The sequence below is a fragment of the Amycolatopsis sp. NPDC000009 genome (assembly GCF_055563465.1).
Genome location: NZ_JBVHDI010000006.1, coordinates 22,615 through 38,182, shown reverse-complemented (window position 1 = coordinate 38,182; position 15,568 = coordinate 22,615). Strand labels below are relative to the sequence as shown.

Sequence of the window (15,568 nt, the reverse complement as noted above, 5' to 3'; positions counted from 1 at the left end):
TTTCGCCTGGGGTTACCCGATCCGGCGTCGGTGCCCCATATAGAGGGTGCCAACTTGTTGACGACGATGGAGGGACGCGATGTCCACAGACGGCACTCCGGAGCCAGCCGAGCAGGTGGTGGTGATCCAGCGCGGGCTGACCGGGCTGGCCAAGGCGGCGATCCTGGGTCGTCACCGGGTCGAAATGGCGCAGCACCGCGCGGCCACAATGACGGACGTGGCAGCGACCATCACCACCGCAGGGTCTGCGGCGCGTGTGACCAGCAAAGACCCTGATGGTGCGGAATGGTCGATGGAAATCGTCCCGTTCTCCGGTGGCGTGGGCGGGCAACCCGATGTTCGGGTCATGCCCTGGTGAACGGCGAGCCCACTCGCGTGCAGGAGGTGGACGAATCCCGATTTGTCGACCTCCTGCACGCGCAGGGACCCCAGTTGTTGCGTTACATCCTGACGCGGGTTGGCGATACGCACGCCGCCCAGGTCATCCGTCAGGTAGTCCTCGGAGAGCTCCTGGTCTACTGGCGCCGCCGCCATGGAGTGCCAGACGAGGACGCGGTCCGCCTCCTGTACGGGTTCGCCAGGCGCAAGATCGGCAACTGGCGTCGCGAGCAGACCAACGCCCCGGTGGCCACCGACGACGAGGTGCTTCACCGATGGCTGGATGCTCACGCCACGGACACCTGCGGGCTGATCGACACGCGCGTCGACCTCGTCCGTGCACTCGCTCAGCTCGATGAGCTGCAACGACAAGCGCTGATGTATGTCTACGTCGACCAGCTGTCCTACGACGACGCGGCGGCCTTGCTCCGCGTCAGCCGCGACGGTCTGAACAACGTGCTGCGCGCGGCGAAGAAGGCCGCGCGGAAGTGCCCCGAACTCACCGAGTACGGCACGCAGAAGGAGGCGAGCGCATGACCGACCTCAGGCCGGACGACCACGACGAAACCAGGGTTGTGGCAATGCCCGAGCAAGGGTCCGTGTTCGTGCGGCGCATGAAGGAGACGGCCGACGCAATGCCCGCGCCGACCCTCGCCCAGTTGCAGGACGCGGTCGGCATGCTGACCTCGGCCGAGACCGACGAGATCATCCGGGAAGGCGAGGACATCGAGTTCGGGTACGCCGCACTCGAACTCGCTCAGGACCTCCTGGCCGTCGGTCATGTCCAGCGTGCGATCCGGTGGCTGCGCGCCGCCGCCGACCGCGACATTCCTGGTGCACAGGGACAACTGGACGAAGCCACACGCCGACACGGCGGCCCAACCGACGCCGTCCACGTTCGCCACCGAGGACAAGCTGCCATCAGCATTGCTTCTACTCACGACGGAGGCGCCGAGGACGAGCAGGCGGGCTCGCTGAAGGGATCAGAATCGGAGGCCGCTGACATCCGCTCGGCTAAGGCCACGGCCGCCCACATTATCGACGACGCCCACGCTCACGCCGAGCACATCGTCACCGACGCCCGCGCATCCCGAGAACACACGCGCGACCCTCTGCACCACGTCACAGACCTGCTCGCCCCGCTGCGATTCACCGACGCTGCGCTACCCGTCGTCGTGCACGCCCCACCCGGCTCTGGGAAGACACACACCCTGGCCGACATAGTGAGCAGGTCGATCGCCCGAGGTGAACGTGTTTTGGCTGTCGCGAGCTCCTACTCCATCGTCGAAGAGGTGCTACGGCGGCTGGATCATGCGGAAACTGGGACAACGAGCCGCAACAACACCGCAGGAAACATGGAAGTGTGGCTGTGGTCGGCTATCGAAGCGCTGTGGCCGGCGGCCAGCAATCTTGATCTGCACGTCAAGGAGGCTCTCACGTCCTGGGCGCGACCAGCTGCTCCCCGGGCAAAGCAGTCGGAGAGGAGTCTTCTGCTCGCGGCCGCGGTACTCGAGTCAGCGCCTGCCGCGGTGGTGTTGGAAACCGCCTCGACGTTGGCTCGCCAGACCTCGCCCCATGAGATCGCAGACTTCATCGGACCGAGCGGTGAGCTCATCCACGTGAAACGAGGACCGTTTGAGGCAGCCGTCACCGACTTGCACCTGCCTAGTCGACGCTTGCCCGCCACGCTGGACTTGCCGAGCCACTCAACTACGGGGCCCCAAAGTCGCCGGGACCGCTTAAACCCAGGGCCCGCGTTGGGTCGAGCGCTCGACAACACAGCCCTACTAACCGACACCGCCGCCCTCACCCGATGCCCCGGGTCCAGTAGAACTCCTGTATGGACCCGACGCTGATCGGCGCGGTCCCCATGGTCACCCGGGAGCGCCGTCAGTCGAGTCGGTTGAGGTTGCCAACTCTGCCGGCGTGGTTTTCGGTTTCTTGTCCGGGCGGTGTCGTTTGTCGAGTGCGTAGATGACAGCGGGTTTCCCGTCACCCGGGCTGCGGCGGTCCAGCTCGAACAGGGTCGTCGCGGCGATCAAGTCGCTGAGTTTGGCGTAGCCGTAGTTGCGGGCGTCGAAGTCCGGTCGCTGCTTGGTAATGATGTGACCGACCGTGGCGAGCGCGGCCCAGCCGTCATCGTCGGAAGCCGCTTCGACCGCGTTGCGCAACTGCCTGACCAACGCGGTGTCCTGCTTAAGCTGTGCAGCCGATGCACGCGGCGGCTTGAGCGCAAGATCAGGCGACGCCGTCGGGCTCGCGCTGTAGGTGAGGTTCTCGGTATAGATGAACTTGTCGCAGGCCACGACGAACGGCTTCGGTGTCTTGCGCTCGCCGAACCCGTACACGGTGACGCCGGACTCGCGCAAGCGAGCGGCCAGCCGGGTGAAGTCGCTGTCGCTAGAGACGATGCAGAACCCGTCGAAGCGCCCCGAGTAGAGCAAGTCCATAGCGTCGATGACCATCGCCGCGTCGGTGGCATTTTTCCCGCTGGTGTAGGCGAATTGCTGGATAGGTTGGATTGACTGCGCGAGGAGCTGGTCTTTCCACCCGCGCAGGCTGGTGCCGGTCCAGTCGCCGTAGGCGCGTTTGACGTAGGCCGTGCCGTACTTGGCGACCTCGGCCAGAAGCCCGTCGACGATCGATGGCTGGGCATTGTCCGCGTCGATGAGCACTGCCAACTTCGCGGCGTTCTCACTCACGATGAGCACACTCCCTGGACGTCAGGTACGACTTTGCTGCATTCGAGGTGGCGCATGTGGGCAAGTAGGCCAGATATTGGACTTCGGCCAGCGTTCTCACAGTGCCGCGCATCCCCGGCCGGTCCAGCGCTATGTGCCCTCGGCGGTTGACTCGGCTTGATCGAGTTGGGCGTTGGGTGAGTCGTCGGGTTCGTCGTCGTGCGGCAGTCCGTACTGGGAGGTGAGTTCGGCGACGTGCTGGATGAGCGGGAGGGCGAGCGCGTCACGGTAGTCTTCAGCGAACCGCTGTTGGTGAAGGAACATGGCCCAATGTTCGGCTTCGACAGCATCCGAGAACCCAATCATAGTGATTTCCAGGAGTTCCGGATTCCAGGCGTTCTTATCCGGACGAATTTCTTCCTTCCCTTTCGCGTTGATTCGATGAGTAAGTTTAGTTGATTCCACGGAGAGCGTGTGTGTTCCGGTCTTGTCGCTTGTACTGTAGAAGACACGACTATTCTCGTCGATGTTTGCCAGGCTCCACAGCCCTTTGCTGATGCCGCCTGATTCGTCTTTCTTTGGCGCCCACCATTGCGGGGTTTCGTCGCGGTCGTTGGTTGCGATACGTGCGATGCGAAGGTTCTGGCCGAAGAGTCGGATGCGTTGGGCTGGGCCGTTACCGAGCTTGACGCGATCGGCAATGAGGCCGCTGTTTGTCAGCCAGGGCCATCGGTAGCGGGTGTTCTGGGCGTGGGTGACGACGAGCGTGGGGGTGCCTCGCATGGCGTAGAGGGTGTTCTGGACGAAGGCCGCGACGGCCTTGGTCTGCTGGTCAGCGGTGGAGAGGTCTTGGGGGCGCACCTGGCCGGTGAGTGCGACGAGTAGCTGCGGATAGGGCACCCACTCGGTCATCTCAGGGGTCCGGCCGAGGATGCACTTCTGCCCAGGGCGGATGAGGACCGCGACCGGGGTGAATTGTGGCCGACTTGTCTCGCCGGTGGCTTGGCGTTTGACGATCCAGAAGGCGAGCTGGTTGAGGCCATCGGGGATCTTGTCGCCTATTGTGTGTTCGGGCACGAGGCGCATGCCGAGTTGGCGCAGTCCGTCTGCCCATGCCGCAGCGACACGGAACTCCGCATCATCGTCGGGATCGGTCGGGTTTCCGGGGATGAAGAATTGGCTGACCATGCTGGCGTCGGCGCAGCCAAGCCGGATGGCGAATTTCGGGTCGGTCGTTCGTGGCTTGAACTTGTCGCGCCCGTCGAGCTCAACGAAGGTGATGACGGTTGCCTCGCCGAGTTCGGAGGCGAGGTCGCGCAGGTGGGAGGCGACGGCGGAGCGGCGGTCGCCGATCGCGTCGATGTGTTCTTGACCTTTTCGTGGTGCTTGTTCGCTTGTGCCCAGTGGTGCTCCCAGGGCGCCGAGTTCGCGGGCGTGTATGCGCACTCGAAGGTCGGGTGTGTTCCAGCTCCACGCGTCCGGCCCTGCCTCTTCTCGGTAGTCGGCGAGCCCGAGGCTGGCTTCTGCGGCGTGGATGAGCTGTTGCCGCATGTGGCTGGACTGGTACAGCAGGACGGCGGTGAGATCCCGGCCGTTGAGTGCGAGGGACGTGTACTCGCGACGGCGGACGGAATTGTCGAGGTCAATGAGTCGATTCTTGGTGACCGCCTCGTCGATCTGTTCTTGCGTCGCATCCTTCTTGGGAACAGGAACTTTCGGTGTGAGGAGCTTCGTCGGGTTCTGTTTGATGGTGCTGCGGGTCAGCACCGGTGCCGGGATGAATTCGGGCTTGAGTGCGGCGGCGGCCCATTCGGTGAGGCGGCGTCGTTCGGCGGGCATGAGCCCGGCGCCGACACCATGCCAGCCCATCATCGTGTGGTGGTTGGCGGCACCCTTGATTCCGTCTCGTTCGTCGATCCAGCTGTCGGCTTCCTTGGCGAAGACGTCGGCGGCGGGGAGGTTGTCGACTGCGCCGACGCGGGCGAGCATGCCCTCCGGCCCTCCTTGGGCCCATTCGATCTGACGGGTGCGGGGGTTCCAGGCGAACTGGGCGACGGCGAACCGGCCAGGCTGCTGGCCCTCGTTGATGAATGGTTCCTTCGTGAGCAAATAGGCGGAAACCCTTTGCGTCCCAGACATCGATACCTGGCCCGAGACCCACCGGCGGATTCGGGTGCTCAGGTAGATCCGCGGGATCGGCGAGAACGGCACGGTGCGCAGCGACACGCTGATCACCGCGGAGTAACGCCAGTCTCGATGGCTGCCGTAGCGGTTGCGGGCGTCCTTGTCGTTGACCTTGGTGGTGTGTTTCAACGGCGGCCAGGACATCAGTTCGGCGCCGTTCGCGCGGGCGTCGACGGCGACCCGGTGGAACCGCACACGTTCGCCACCGAATTCGTAGGGCGCCTGGGCCGCGATGCGGTCGGCCAGGATCTCCGGGAGGACCCGGTAGAGCCGTGCGGCCGGCATGCAGGTTCCGCCTGGAGAGAGATCGTGCTCGAGGAGGTCCACCGTGTCGGATTGCCAGCGCAACGAGTCCACGTCGAGCACGCGCGCGGTCTTCCGGAACCGTTGGAAGCCTTCGGCGGTGGGTTGCAGGCTGCGCAGCCAGGCGTGTACCAGCCGGGAGAGGATGTGCGGCGGGTAGTCGGTCCGGCTGTAGAGCCAGGGCTGGGTGGCGTCGAATGAGGCGTTGGCGTCGACGGTGACCAGGTCTGGTGCGACGGTGCGGATCAACGAGTTCAGCGACTTGATCGGCACTTCTTTGATCTTGGCCTGTGCTGCTTCGGACTTGCTGGACTTGTACAGGTCGAGGACGGGTTCGCGCCATGCTGCGGGGAAGGCGAGGGTGTACAGGTTGGCGTGGAACGGCCCGCTGTCGGGATCAGGGATAAGCGCGGCGGGTTGAATTTCGTTGAAGACCATGGGGTTCCCTGTCGTGGTCGCGGGGTTCAGTCGAGGTCGCCGAGTGCCCGATACAGCGGCTCGTACAGGGCTTGCACGAGCGACCGGTCGAGCGGCGTGGTACCTGGGGCGGCGGTGAAGTACGGGTCGAGAACGGCGCGCATGCTCGCCAGCAGGCTGGTGTCGGGGGTGTCGACGGCGTGGAAGCCGGCCTGGCGGGGCGCGAAGGCCGCGTCGACGCAGACCACCCTCGCGGGGACACCGCCGCGGACCAAACGGCCGATCACCTGCCACATGACGACCAGCTGGTCCCAGGTGAAGCTGATCTTTTCGGTCGGAGTCAGGCTGCTCCACGCCACCTGCCGGGTCAGGAACCGGTTCCACTCCTGGCGTGCCCGCCTGCGGAATGCCAGTGCGGCCAGGTCGGGTGTGCCAGCGGCGAGGGCGTCGGTGTGGAACGTCCGGGCTGGGTTACGGATTTGCCGTACGGCCCAGTCATTGATCGCGTGGATGGCCAGCGCGATGTCGTCCGGTCGAGGGTGTGGCCGGGCGAGGAAGTAGACGCTGCCGATGGCCGCCTTGCCTCCGGGCAGGACGATGTTGTGGCCACGTTCGACCGCCAGCAGAGGAGCCACGAGGATGTCGCTGCCGATGTCGGGAAACTTGGTCAGCTCGCCGCGGCGCAGCACCATCCAGCTGTTGTCGAGATCGGCGTCATCGGAGACGAGCTGGGTGACCCGGCCGCTCCATTCCGGGATGCTGTCGAGATGGCGCGCGGCGTGTTTCGCCTCGGCGTAGCTGCCGACGAGCAGCAAGATCCGTCGCCGCTGCGGGTCGTCGATGTCGGCCAGTTCCGCGTCGAGCATGCTCGGGGCGTCACCGAGGCTGCGGTCCGGGACCGCGAGCTGGTTGAGCATCTGCTCCAAGACCTTCTCGCGATCGTCTGGACCGCTTCCGGACAGCCTCAGCGGCATCGGCGGCGAGGTGCCGGGCCAGTACAGGAACTGGGTCCGCATCGTGGTGTCCAGGATCGCGGCGACCTCGTCGTCGTGCGGTCGCAGGACGGCGTCGACCGGCGCGTGGACGTGGTAGCGGGTGGAGGTGCCAGCCCAGCTGGTAGCCGACATGAGCAGGACGTTCGGGCCGGGCCGATCGTCCACGAGGGGCAGGTCGGGCAAGCCGAGCAGCAGCTCGCGTCCGACGCCGCTGCAGCGGAAGAACCGTAGCTCGCCACTCTGGTCGCCGTCGGCCGTTCGTTCGCCGAGTTGGAACTGGAAGCCGAGGACGTTGCCCATGGGAGATTCCGGGATGACCGGCTCGTAGTCCTTGGGCGGACGGCGCGAGAGCACGTTGGACGTCGCTTCCAGGTTGAGCGCGGCCTCCACCCTGCCCCACAGGATGGTCATCCGGTCCAGCCGATGGTGCAAGGCCGCCAGGATGAGGGTGAGTTCGAAGCGTTTGGCGTGGGTTTCCAGATCATCGGCGATAACCGGGTCGTGATCGACGAGATCGAGCAGCACGTCCCGCAGCCGCTGACGGATCAAGGAGTCGCGGTGAGCGTGCAACAGCTGCAAAGTCAGGTGCACCAGTGTGTTCGCAACAGGGGTGACTCGATCGGCTGGGTCCCGCGGAGCCCGTTCCTCCAGTGGGTCGTCGCGGAACTGGTCAAGGACGGCCTCGACATGGTCCATACGAGCCTGCCGCTGTGCGCGGTCCGGCGCCGAGGCACCTACCGTGGCTGCCTCGTCGTCGTGCCCGGTGAGGTCGGGAAACCAGGACCGGATCAGCCACTGGTGCAGGGTCATCGCACTGAAGTAGTCCGCGGTGATCCAGCTGCGCAGCGGTGGGGTGCCGATGAGCAGCGCGTAAAGACGGTCGGTGGCTGCCGACACGGTATCGACGGCGCCTGTCCAGTCATCCACATCCTGGGCCGACAGCTGCAGCCGTCCTCGGCGAGCCAGCTCCGCCACCTTGTGGCCGGCGACCTCGTCCAGCCAGGAGTTCGGCGACCGTCCCGCCAGTGTGGTGGCAGGAGCGAAGGCGCGATCGAGCTGCATCTGGACGCGGTCAGCCTCGTCCACGATGACGAGGTCGCTCAAGCGGCAGGCCGCCTCGAGCTGGCGAAGGCGTTCGGTTTGCTGCGTCGGCGGGACGCCGCTGTGGACAAGGCTCGCCGGGGTGGCGACCCAGATCTGGGCATCGACCAGGCTGCGCGCGCCGTGGTGTCGGGGACATACGGTCCACAGGGGACAGCCGTGCCTTTTCCGGCGCCCGGTTCGGGACGAACGGGCGGTGTCATTGCTGCTGGCGGTGAGGAGGTCGTCAGCGTCGCGATCGGGGTGCTGGACGGGGTAGAGCGCGTTGCAGGGTGCCTCGGCGATCCGCAGAGGCTGGCGTGCTTCCAGGCCGCGTAGCGCGTCCAGCGGGCAGGCGCTGCTGAGATAGTCGAAGCTGGGGTGGTCGTGGCCGAGCATGGTTTCGGCTCCGGCTGAGGCCATTCGGCGGTGCAGCCGCTCGAGGTTGCGCTCGCGCGTCGAGTGGCCCAGGACCGGGGCGGCATCGACCCCGAGGCGGGTGAACTGGTTGACGATCGCGAGGGTTTCGGCGACGTCGCCGACGACGATCGTGATGCGCCGTCCGGTTCCGGTGGCGGCCCAGAAGGCGAGGATGTCGCGCAGCGTCGATTTCCCGGCGCCCACCATGCCGACCAGGTTCATCATCCGGTCGACCCGTAGGCGCTCATCCTCTGGTGCGGCGAATTCGCCGCGGGCGTCGTCGCGGATCAGCAACTGCACGCGTCCCAGGCGGTGCGCCCAGTGGTTGGGTTTGCCGGGCAGGTTCTGCTCGATCGCGTCCATCTTGGCCGCAGCGTCTTCCAGCTCCGCCCACGTCACCTCTACCGGCGCTCCGCCGCGGGGAGGCGGCCCGTCGAGGTTGTGCCCGACCGGTGCCGGGATGTCGGCGAGCAGCTCCGGCGGGAAGGTGACCGAGTAGCGCCGGTCGCGCACATAGAATTCGTGCTCACCCGGCCCCGCAAGCGGTAGCGGCTGGCGCGCGAAGGCCGGCGGTGTGGTCAGCAGCGTTTTGTACACGTCGAACCGGTCCGCCGCGCGGCTGGGCTCACGTTGCTCCGGCTCACTGTCGATGCCGGTTAGGCGGTAGCCGCGTAGCTCCTCGGGAACGCGCAGGTATGCCTCGATCGCGCGGATCCATTCCCGGCGGCGGCGCATGTCCCACAGGTAGTGCCGGCCGCGCATCACCCGCAGGGTCGTGTCGGCCGTCTGAGCCGCGAACACCTCGCTGTAGGGGTACCCGCCGAACAGCGTCCAGGCATCCTGCGCGGTGTGTCCTGGTGTCGTCGAGCAAAGCAGGTAGAGCCCAAGCTCCACGTCGAGCATCTGCCCTGGCCGGAAATCCGCGAGCGTATCCGGCCAGACCGGGGTGAGTTGGCCCAGCAACCGGGCGTGCCATCCACTGCGCTCACGCATTGGCTGCCCCCTTCGCGTTGGCGACGATCTCGTCGCGGCGGGTACGCCGGAGTTCTCGATCCACGCGAGCCAGGAGTTCGCGGTCGGAGATCAGGTCGACCTTGCCGGTCAGCTCGTCGGGACGGTGGTGGGCGAATACCCGGCCGTAGTCCTCGCGCTCGTCGAATCGGTACTGCGGCGCGACCAGAAAACCCTCGTCGTATGGCGGGTCGTGCCGCAATGGCGCAGCGGCCCGGCCGAGCAGCGCGGGATTGGCGCGGTCTTTCACATCGATCGCCCACACCCGTCCGCGCGGCAGTGTGATGCGCAGGTCGTAGGCGTCGAAGTTGGGCCACATCTCAGGGCGGAGTCCGCGCTCAACGAGGGCGGCCTCGAGATCGGTTTCCGCCAGCCCGGGGCCGGTGATGAACATCCGCATCGGCCGGTTGAGCTGGTAGACGCCACCGCCCCGGCGCGCCTCGACCCTCTTGCCGATCCGGGGATGCTGGTCGCGTCGGCATCGGTCCAGTTCGCAGACGTAGCGGTCCCGGCCGATCGGCGCCAGCAGACACCCGCACCGCGCGCACACCGCGTACGCGCCATCGCACAGGTATGACGCGGGCGCGGGCTCGTAGCAGCGCTTGATCACATCGTGCAGCAACTCCAGGTCCAGGTCGTCGGCGAGCGCCGCGCGTTCGGCATCGGTCAGCACCGGCTGGCGGATCAGCAGCCGGCGGAAGGCGGTGTAGGACTCGGGGGCGTTCGCGGCCCGGCATTCGGCAATAGCCGTCAGCATCAGCTGGTTCTCGACCTGTTCCGCGGCGACGTCGCGCGCCGCGACCCGCCACTCCCAGCACTGCTGGGTCGGGGTATGCGTCTGGCTGTCGACCAGGATGGCCGCACCGCCATCAAAGTCGTCGGGCAGCGTCCACGGCCACGGGTCCTCACCGATCGGGTACTCAGCCGCCCACCGGACCATCTCCGGCACGCTCGCCGGCGGTGCGTGTCCCTTCCGCAGGCACAGCAACACGAGCTGGTTGTAGGTGTTCTGCACCGTGGCGTCGTAGACGGGCTCCTGCGGACCCTGTTGTTGCGAGAGCCGCACGATGGCGCTGGCCACCATCCTCAGGAGAGTCTCGCCCTCGAAAACGGATTCAGCTCTCGACTGCTGTTGCTGACGCGGCACCGGTGGGGTGATCCTTCCCGTTCCCGTCCGGGCCGGGGTAGCTCGGACACCACAGTGATACCGGACACCCCCGACAGTTTCGGCCCGGTCGCGCCTCGAACAAGCGATCCGCCCGCCACGGGGCGGCCCACTCGCGCAGCACCGCGCGGGCCGTCTCGACCCGCTCATCGTCGGTGGGGTCGATCAGCACGATCTCCGCGCCGGTCGGGCGCAAGATCTCCAGTTCGACGCGACCCGCGCCGCCGGGACCGAGCGCGCCGGCGGCCAGCACCGCCACGCCGAGAGCGAGCTGCGGGAATTCCCGCAACGGATCAACGAAGGACCGCGTCGCCTTCTGGGTTGTCTTGAGTTCGCGCCATACCCACTGCCCGGCTTCCCGGTACACCAAATCAGGTTTCGCCAGCACAATCGCGCGCGCCGTCGTATCAGCGAAGGTCAACTGCGGCTCAACCCGGACGGCATCGATCTCCGGCGCCTCGCGAAAAGGGCACACCTCGACGTGGTGGGCCAACATGCGCGTGCCGGCGTCCGCCAGGTCGCCAGCGACCTGCCATTTCCCGGCTGACCAACTCGAGCCAAGCTCCGGCAGAGCCTCGGGACCGCAGGCGGTCGGCTCAGCCTCGTGCGCTGCCTCCAGCCATGCATGCACCGCCTGCCCCAGTTCCGCCTCGGGGCTGTACTCGTACGTGCGTGGCAGGTGAACCGAGCGCAGGTACGCCTGCGCCGGACACTGGCGGTGATACCGAAGACCGCTGACCGAGACCGTCCGTAATGGTCCCTGTGACGAGTCAAGTCCCAGCAGTCCAGGGGTCCGGATCGGCCCGTCGCACACTGTGACTCGCTTGCAGCTCGCGCACCCCGAGCCCGGAACCGCGTTACCGCCCGCCACGATCGTGCCGACCTGGTCCCGACCGTGCTCGGCGAAGTACTCCTCGGCCTCCTCCGGCGTGCCGTCGAAGTACGGCTTCATCGAGCCGTCGACCAACCCGACGTCCACCACCCGCACGCGCTCCGCGCCTGCTCGGCCGCTCGGGCGAAAAGGTTGTGACCACGGGTCCGGCCAGGCCGCCGATGCTCCGAAGGCAGCGACATAGGCCGCGAGCGCGATCTCGGTCGGATCCCGCTCACGAGAACCCACATCACCCAGCCGCAGGAAACGGAACTCCCGCAACCGGCCGTCCACCGACTCATACCGGCGTCCCCACGCGTACAGCTCCCACACCACCGACTTGGTGATCCGCTGAGCCACCCACAACTCGCGCACCGGCCTCAGTTCGACGGCTTCTCGCTGGTGCGACGCGAGATACATACGTGTCGCATGGTCGGCAAACCGGGCAACCCCAGGATGCGTCGGGTTGCCCACGCGCTGGACCTCTGCGACGGCCTCGTCCGCCGTCGACTCGTCAAACTCGACCTTGTCCAAGGCGGCCATCACCGGGCGAAGAACGAAATCGTCCAAGTGCTCGTAGGGGAAGCGACTTACCGCACGTGACCTCGGTCGGGACTTCCAACCCAACGACGACGGGCACGTCCACTCATCCGAACGACCCGCGCCGGCCCCTACGCGAACAAGATCGAGCACCGGCAGCACATCGTTCTGCTGTGGGGCTCCCTCGGCACTCACTCACGATCCCGGCGCGGCACACGAGGAGAACGGTCGTGATCGAAAATCCACACGACACCGTATCATATCGACGCGATCGCCACTCGTGCGCCGCAACAATACTGATCACTCAATTGGCCCAGCGTGGAACGCGCACTCATACGGAAGCCTATCGCTCAGATCGTTCGGCTGATAACAGTTCGAGCGTGAGCACGCCTGACTTGAGTTCGACCGAAGTCGTCCTTGGCCGATAGAGCTAAGAACGCCAAGGAAGTGGTTGCTGCGGTCTTCCAACCGTCGAGAGGCCAGCGCAGATCGAGGACTTGAGGTCAGTAGTTCGCCGCAATGTACGCGTACGCACGGTCGAAAAGCTCACCAGTCGGGGGCAATCCGTACTCCTTCAGGATAAGTCGCAAATGACGACGAACCTCCTTGTCGCCGGGCTGACTGGCTTGCCAGCCGGTGTAGCGGGTCTGGAGGACCAAAGAGTCGATCTTCTCGATAATGCTTTCCAGGATCTGGGGGGCAAAATCAGGCTTGTACTCGAGGAATATCTGCGTAAGGGCGCCGAGACGCCCATTCGGCAGGATACTTACGTCATCAAGCAAACCGGCTTGTTCGGCGCGATCAGCTGTTGCGACGTCCCGAGCAAGCCACAGTATGCGTTTAAGGTACTCGACGCTCTGGTTGGCGTCGGCAATCTGCGTTCGACGTAGCTGATCGAGACGCTCAGAAAGGCTTACGTACAGCGGATGTGAGTTATTCGCCAGCTTGCGGGCCAGGCGTTGAGCGATAGTGTCGAGCACCTCCGCCGCGGTCACCGCATGAATCTCCGCGTCGTCACCGAAGTTGAATCCAAGCTGCTGGATTGCATGGACGGTTCCAACGTCGAGTACGACTTCTTCGAGGCCAGTTGTATCGATGTGGACGTCATCGATGTGGTTTGAGATCAACTCCTGAGTCTTTGCGCCTAAGCGCAGCCACAGCAGTTTGTCAGAAACCTTTGAAGGTTGGATGGAGGCGTAGATCTTAGCTAGCCATCGATAGTCTGGCTCATAAGGACGAAGGGCCGTATCTGGCCATAGAAACTCGAACAGCGCTTGGGCGGTGATGAACTCTCGGGCGAAGGCCTCACGGTCCCGAGTGGCAGCCAATCGTTCCTGGGCCTGCTGAAGCGTTGCAAAACCGCGCTCCTCGCGATCGATTCCATCAAATCGTGACAGTATAGACGCGATTATGGTAGCAAGCTCTTGATAAAGGGCTTCTACGTCGACAGGAGGCTTCTTTCTCCCACTGTACCCTACGGTGAGCGCGTTGGCGATTTGTTTGCCGAGTCCGACGTAGTCCACCACAAGCCCGTGAAGCTTCTCGTGGGCGGTGTAGGGGTTGGTCCACCGTCGATTCGGGCGCGTAATTGCTTGGAACAGAGTGTGTGCCCTCAGCGGTTTGTCGAGATAGATAACACCTTCGACCGGAGCATCAAAGCCTGTGAGCAATTTAGCCGTGACGATCAAAATTTTCAGTGGGTCATTCACATCGCAGAACCGCCTGCGGACTTCGGCCTCGCCTTCACGGTCCCGATCGAAGACCCGCCATTCTTCCGGGTCTGGGTCGTCTTTGCCCTTCTTGCAGCTCATAACCACGGTGCACTCTTCACCGTCGCGCAGCAGGTCGTTGATAGCTTCGTAGTACGCCACGCACATCGCACGGTCGTAGGCGACGACTTGAGCCTTCAACCCAACAGGAGCGATCTTGGTGCGGTAGTGCTCGACAATGTCGGCAGCGACGGCCTTGATGCGTTTGGGTGACGCCCACAGGGAGGCGACAGTACCGGCCCGACGAGTCAGAACGGACTGCTCCTCGTCCGTGAGACCTTCCTCGGCGGCGAGTTCTGCGTAGGCGCGATCCAAGTCAGCCGAAGCGATGTGGTAATCGACAAGGCGGGTCTCGACGTGAACTGGGAGGGTGGCTCCGTCTGCGATAGAGCGCTCCACGGAGTAGTGGTTGAGCACGTTGCCAGGGTCATCGGCGTGACCGAAGTTATTCCAGGTGTCACGGTCGCGGTCATTGATCGGCGTGCCGGTCAGGCCGATGCGCGTGGCGTTGGGCAACGCGGTCTTCAAATCCTCGCCGAGCCTTCCTTCCTGCGTGCGGTGCGCCTCGTCGACGAACACGACGATGTTGTCGCGGTCGGACAACAAGCCAGCGTTGGCGAACCGGAACACGGTCGTCACAATCACGCCTCGCCGCCCCTCGGTGAGCATGCGCCGAAGCTGCTTCGACGAGTTAGCCACCGTCAGGTCCGCGATCCCGACGGCCTGGAACTCCTGCGTAAGCTGGTCGAGCAGATCAATGCGGTCAAGCACTACCAGGATCGTCGGGGCGTCGAGGTTGCTCGCTTGCAGACGCAGCTTGGCAGCGGCGAACGCCATCAGCAACGTCTTGCCCGACCCTTGGTGATGCCATACCAGCCCTTGGTTCCGTTGCGGATCGCGAGCGCGGTCCACAATCGCATCGACAGTCTCGACCTGCGGATAGCGGGGGATCATCTTCACTGTCGCGGTGCCGTCCGCAGTGGCCTTGCGTACGAAGAACGTATATGTCCGGACGATGTCGAGGAGTAGCTCAGGACGCAGCAACAGCTCCGCCGAGCGCAGCACGGAAGCCAACGAAGGCGCCAAAATCGGATCGGCGGTGGTCGACCATGGAAGCCAATGCTCTGGGGGCTGTCCGATCGCGCCGTACCGCAGCTCCTTACCGTCGCAGGCGAAGGACAGGACGTTCGCCACGAAGAACCCTGGCGTTCGATTTTCGTACAAGCGATGGATGTCCAGTGCGGCGCTCAACCATGAAGCTGACTCCTCGAAGGGCGTCTTTGTCTCGCCAACCACCAGGGGAAAACCGTTAATCCAAAGGACGAGGTCGTACCGGCGGGTGTCGGCGCCGACGAAAACCACCTCATCGGACGCCACCAACGAGTTTGTCCGAGGTTCGTTGAAGTCAACCAGATGAATGGGGACTGCTCGGCGCGTACCAACGAATCGGTGTGTCACGTGTCCTCGCAGCCACTCCAGCACGTGGCTATTCGTCACGAACAGGCCGTCATCAGCGACCGACAGAAACACAGCACGCAGCTTGGGCATCACCTCGTCAACTCGACGAGGGTCACGTGCGATAGCAGGGTTGAGGCGTATCAGAGCCTCGCGAACGTCCTCCTCGATCATCGGGGAGGTGGGGAGCCGCTGAAGATCACGCCCACGAATATGGCGCCAACCAAGGTCTCCGGCCGACAACCGATCGAGCAGGGCTGCCTGCACCGTTGTCGCCTCTGACATCTGCCCCATGCGGT

General features: G+C 65.0%; 9 protein-coding genes. 3 read left to right on the top strand and 6 right to left on the bottom strand.

Translation table 11 applies throughout. From position 1 onward, the window contains the following. The first annotated feature begins 79 nt into the window (after nucleotides 1-79). The 3 genes from ACZ3HL_RS18205 to ACZ3HL_RS18195 are packed head-to-tail and all read left to right on the top strand — an operon-like array spanning nucleotide 80 to nucleotide 2,234. Nucleotides 80-358, top strand: coding sequence for a hypothetical protein (locus tag ACZ3HL_RS18205; protein ID WP_465532293.1), 279 nt, complete (start codon nucleotides 80-82; stop codon nucleotides 356-358). Continuing rightward, entirely contained in the window at nucleotides 355-915 is a 561-nt protein-coding gene (locus ACZ3HL_RS18200) for an RNA polymerase sigma factor (RefSeq protein ID WP_465532291.1), read from the top strand. The genes ACZ3HL_RS18205 and ACZ3HL_RS18200 overlap by 4 nt, the downstream gene beginning before the upstream one ends. Next, nucleotides 912-2,234: a hypothetical protein gene (locus ACZ3HL_RS18195; RefSeq protein ID WP_465532289.1), complete on the top strand. Its 1,323-nt coding sequence runs from the start codon at nucleotides 912-914 to the stop codon at nucleotides 2,232-2,234. Before ACZ3HL_RS18200 ends, ACZ3HL_RS18195 begins: the two co-directional genes overlap by 4 nt. An 18-nt stretch (nucleotides 2,235-2,252) precedes the next feature. On the opposite strand, the gene ACZ3HL_RS18190 is transcribed toward ACZ3HL_RS18195, so the two are convergent. From ACZ3HL_RS18190 to ACZ3HL_RS18165, 6 genes are all read right to left on the bottom strand, one after another. Further along, complete coding sequence (locus ACZ3HL_RS18190; RefSeq protein ID WP_465532287.1) at nucleotides 2,253-3,080, bottom strand: NYN domain-containing protein; 828 nt, start codon at nucleotides 3,078-3,080, stop codon at nucleotides 2,253-2,255. Between the two features lie 129 nt (nucleotides 3,081-3,209). Next, nucleotides 3,210-5,984 carry a pPIWI_RE module domain-containing protein gene (locus ACZ3HL_RS18185; protein ID WP_465532285.1) on the bottom strand — a complete coding sequence of 925 codons (2,775 nt, stop codon included), beginning with the start codon at nucleotides 5,982-5,984 and terminating at the stop codon, nucleotides 3,210-3,212. A 26-nt stretch (nucleotides 5,985-6,010) separates the two neighbouring features. Next, complete coding sequence (locus ACZ3HL_RS18180; RefSeq protein WP_465532283.1) at nucleotides 6,011-9,451, bottom strand: pPIWI_RE_Z domain-containing protein; 3,441 nt, start codon at nucleotides 9,449-9,451, stop codon at nucleotides 6,011-6,013. Next, nucleotides 9,444-10,553, bottom strand: a complete 1,110-nt coding sequence (locus ACZ3HL_RS18175) for a restriction endonuclease-related protein (RefSeq protein ID WP_465532281.1) — start codon at nucleotides 10,551-10,553, stop codon at nucleotides 9,444-9,446. Before ACZ3HL_RS18175 ends, ACZ3HL_RS18180 begins: the two co-directional genes overlap by 8 nt. Before the next feature lie 31 nt (nucleotides 10,554-10,584). After that, nucleotides 10,585-12,075: a PD-(D/E)XK nuclease family protein gene (locus ACZ3HL_RS18170; protein WP_465532279.1), complete on the bottom strand. Its 1,491-nt coding sequence runs from the start codon at nucleotides 12,073-12,075 to the stop codon at nucleotides 10,585-10,587. Nucleotides 12,076-12,548: 473 nt separating this feature from the next. Further along, nucleotides 12,549-15,563 carry a type I restriction endonuclease subunit R gene (locus ACZ3HL_RS18165; protein WP_465532277.1) on the bottom strand — a complete coding sequence of 1,005 codons (3,015 nt, stop codon included), beginning with the start codon at nucleotides 15,561-15,563 and terminating at the stop codon, nucleotides 12,549-12,551. Between the last annotated feature and the right edge of the window lie 5 nt (nucleotides 15,564-15,568).

Coding starts and splice junctions, on each gene's coding strand:
- ACZ3HL_RS18205 (WP_465532293.1), top strand. CDS start 80: ATGTCCACAGACGGCACTCCGGAGCCAGCCGAGCAGGTGGTGGTGATC.
- ACZ3HL_RS18195 (WP_465532289.1), top strand. CDS start 912: ATGACCGACCTCAGGCCGGACGACCACGACGAAACCAGGGTTGTGGCA.
- ACZ3HL_RS18185 (WP_465532285.1), bottom strand. CDS start 5,984: ATGGTCTTCAACGAAATTCAACCCGCCGCGCTTATCCCTGATCCCGAC.
- ACZ3HL_RS18180 (WP_465532283.1), bottom strand. CDS start 9,451: ATGCGTGAGCGCAGTGGATGGCACGCCCGGTTGCTGGGCCAACTCACC.
- ACZ3HL_RS18175 (WP_465532281.1), bottom strand. CDS start 10,553: ATGGTGGCCAGCGCCATCGTGCGGCTCTCGCAACAACAGGGTCCGCAG.
- ACZ3HL_RS18165 (WP_465532277.1), bottom strand. CDS start 15,563: ATGGGGCAGATGTCAGAGGCGACAACGGTGCAGGCAGCCCTGCTCGAT.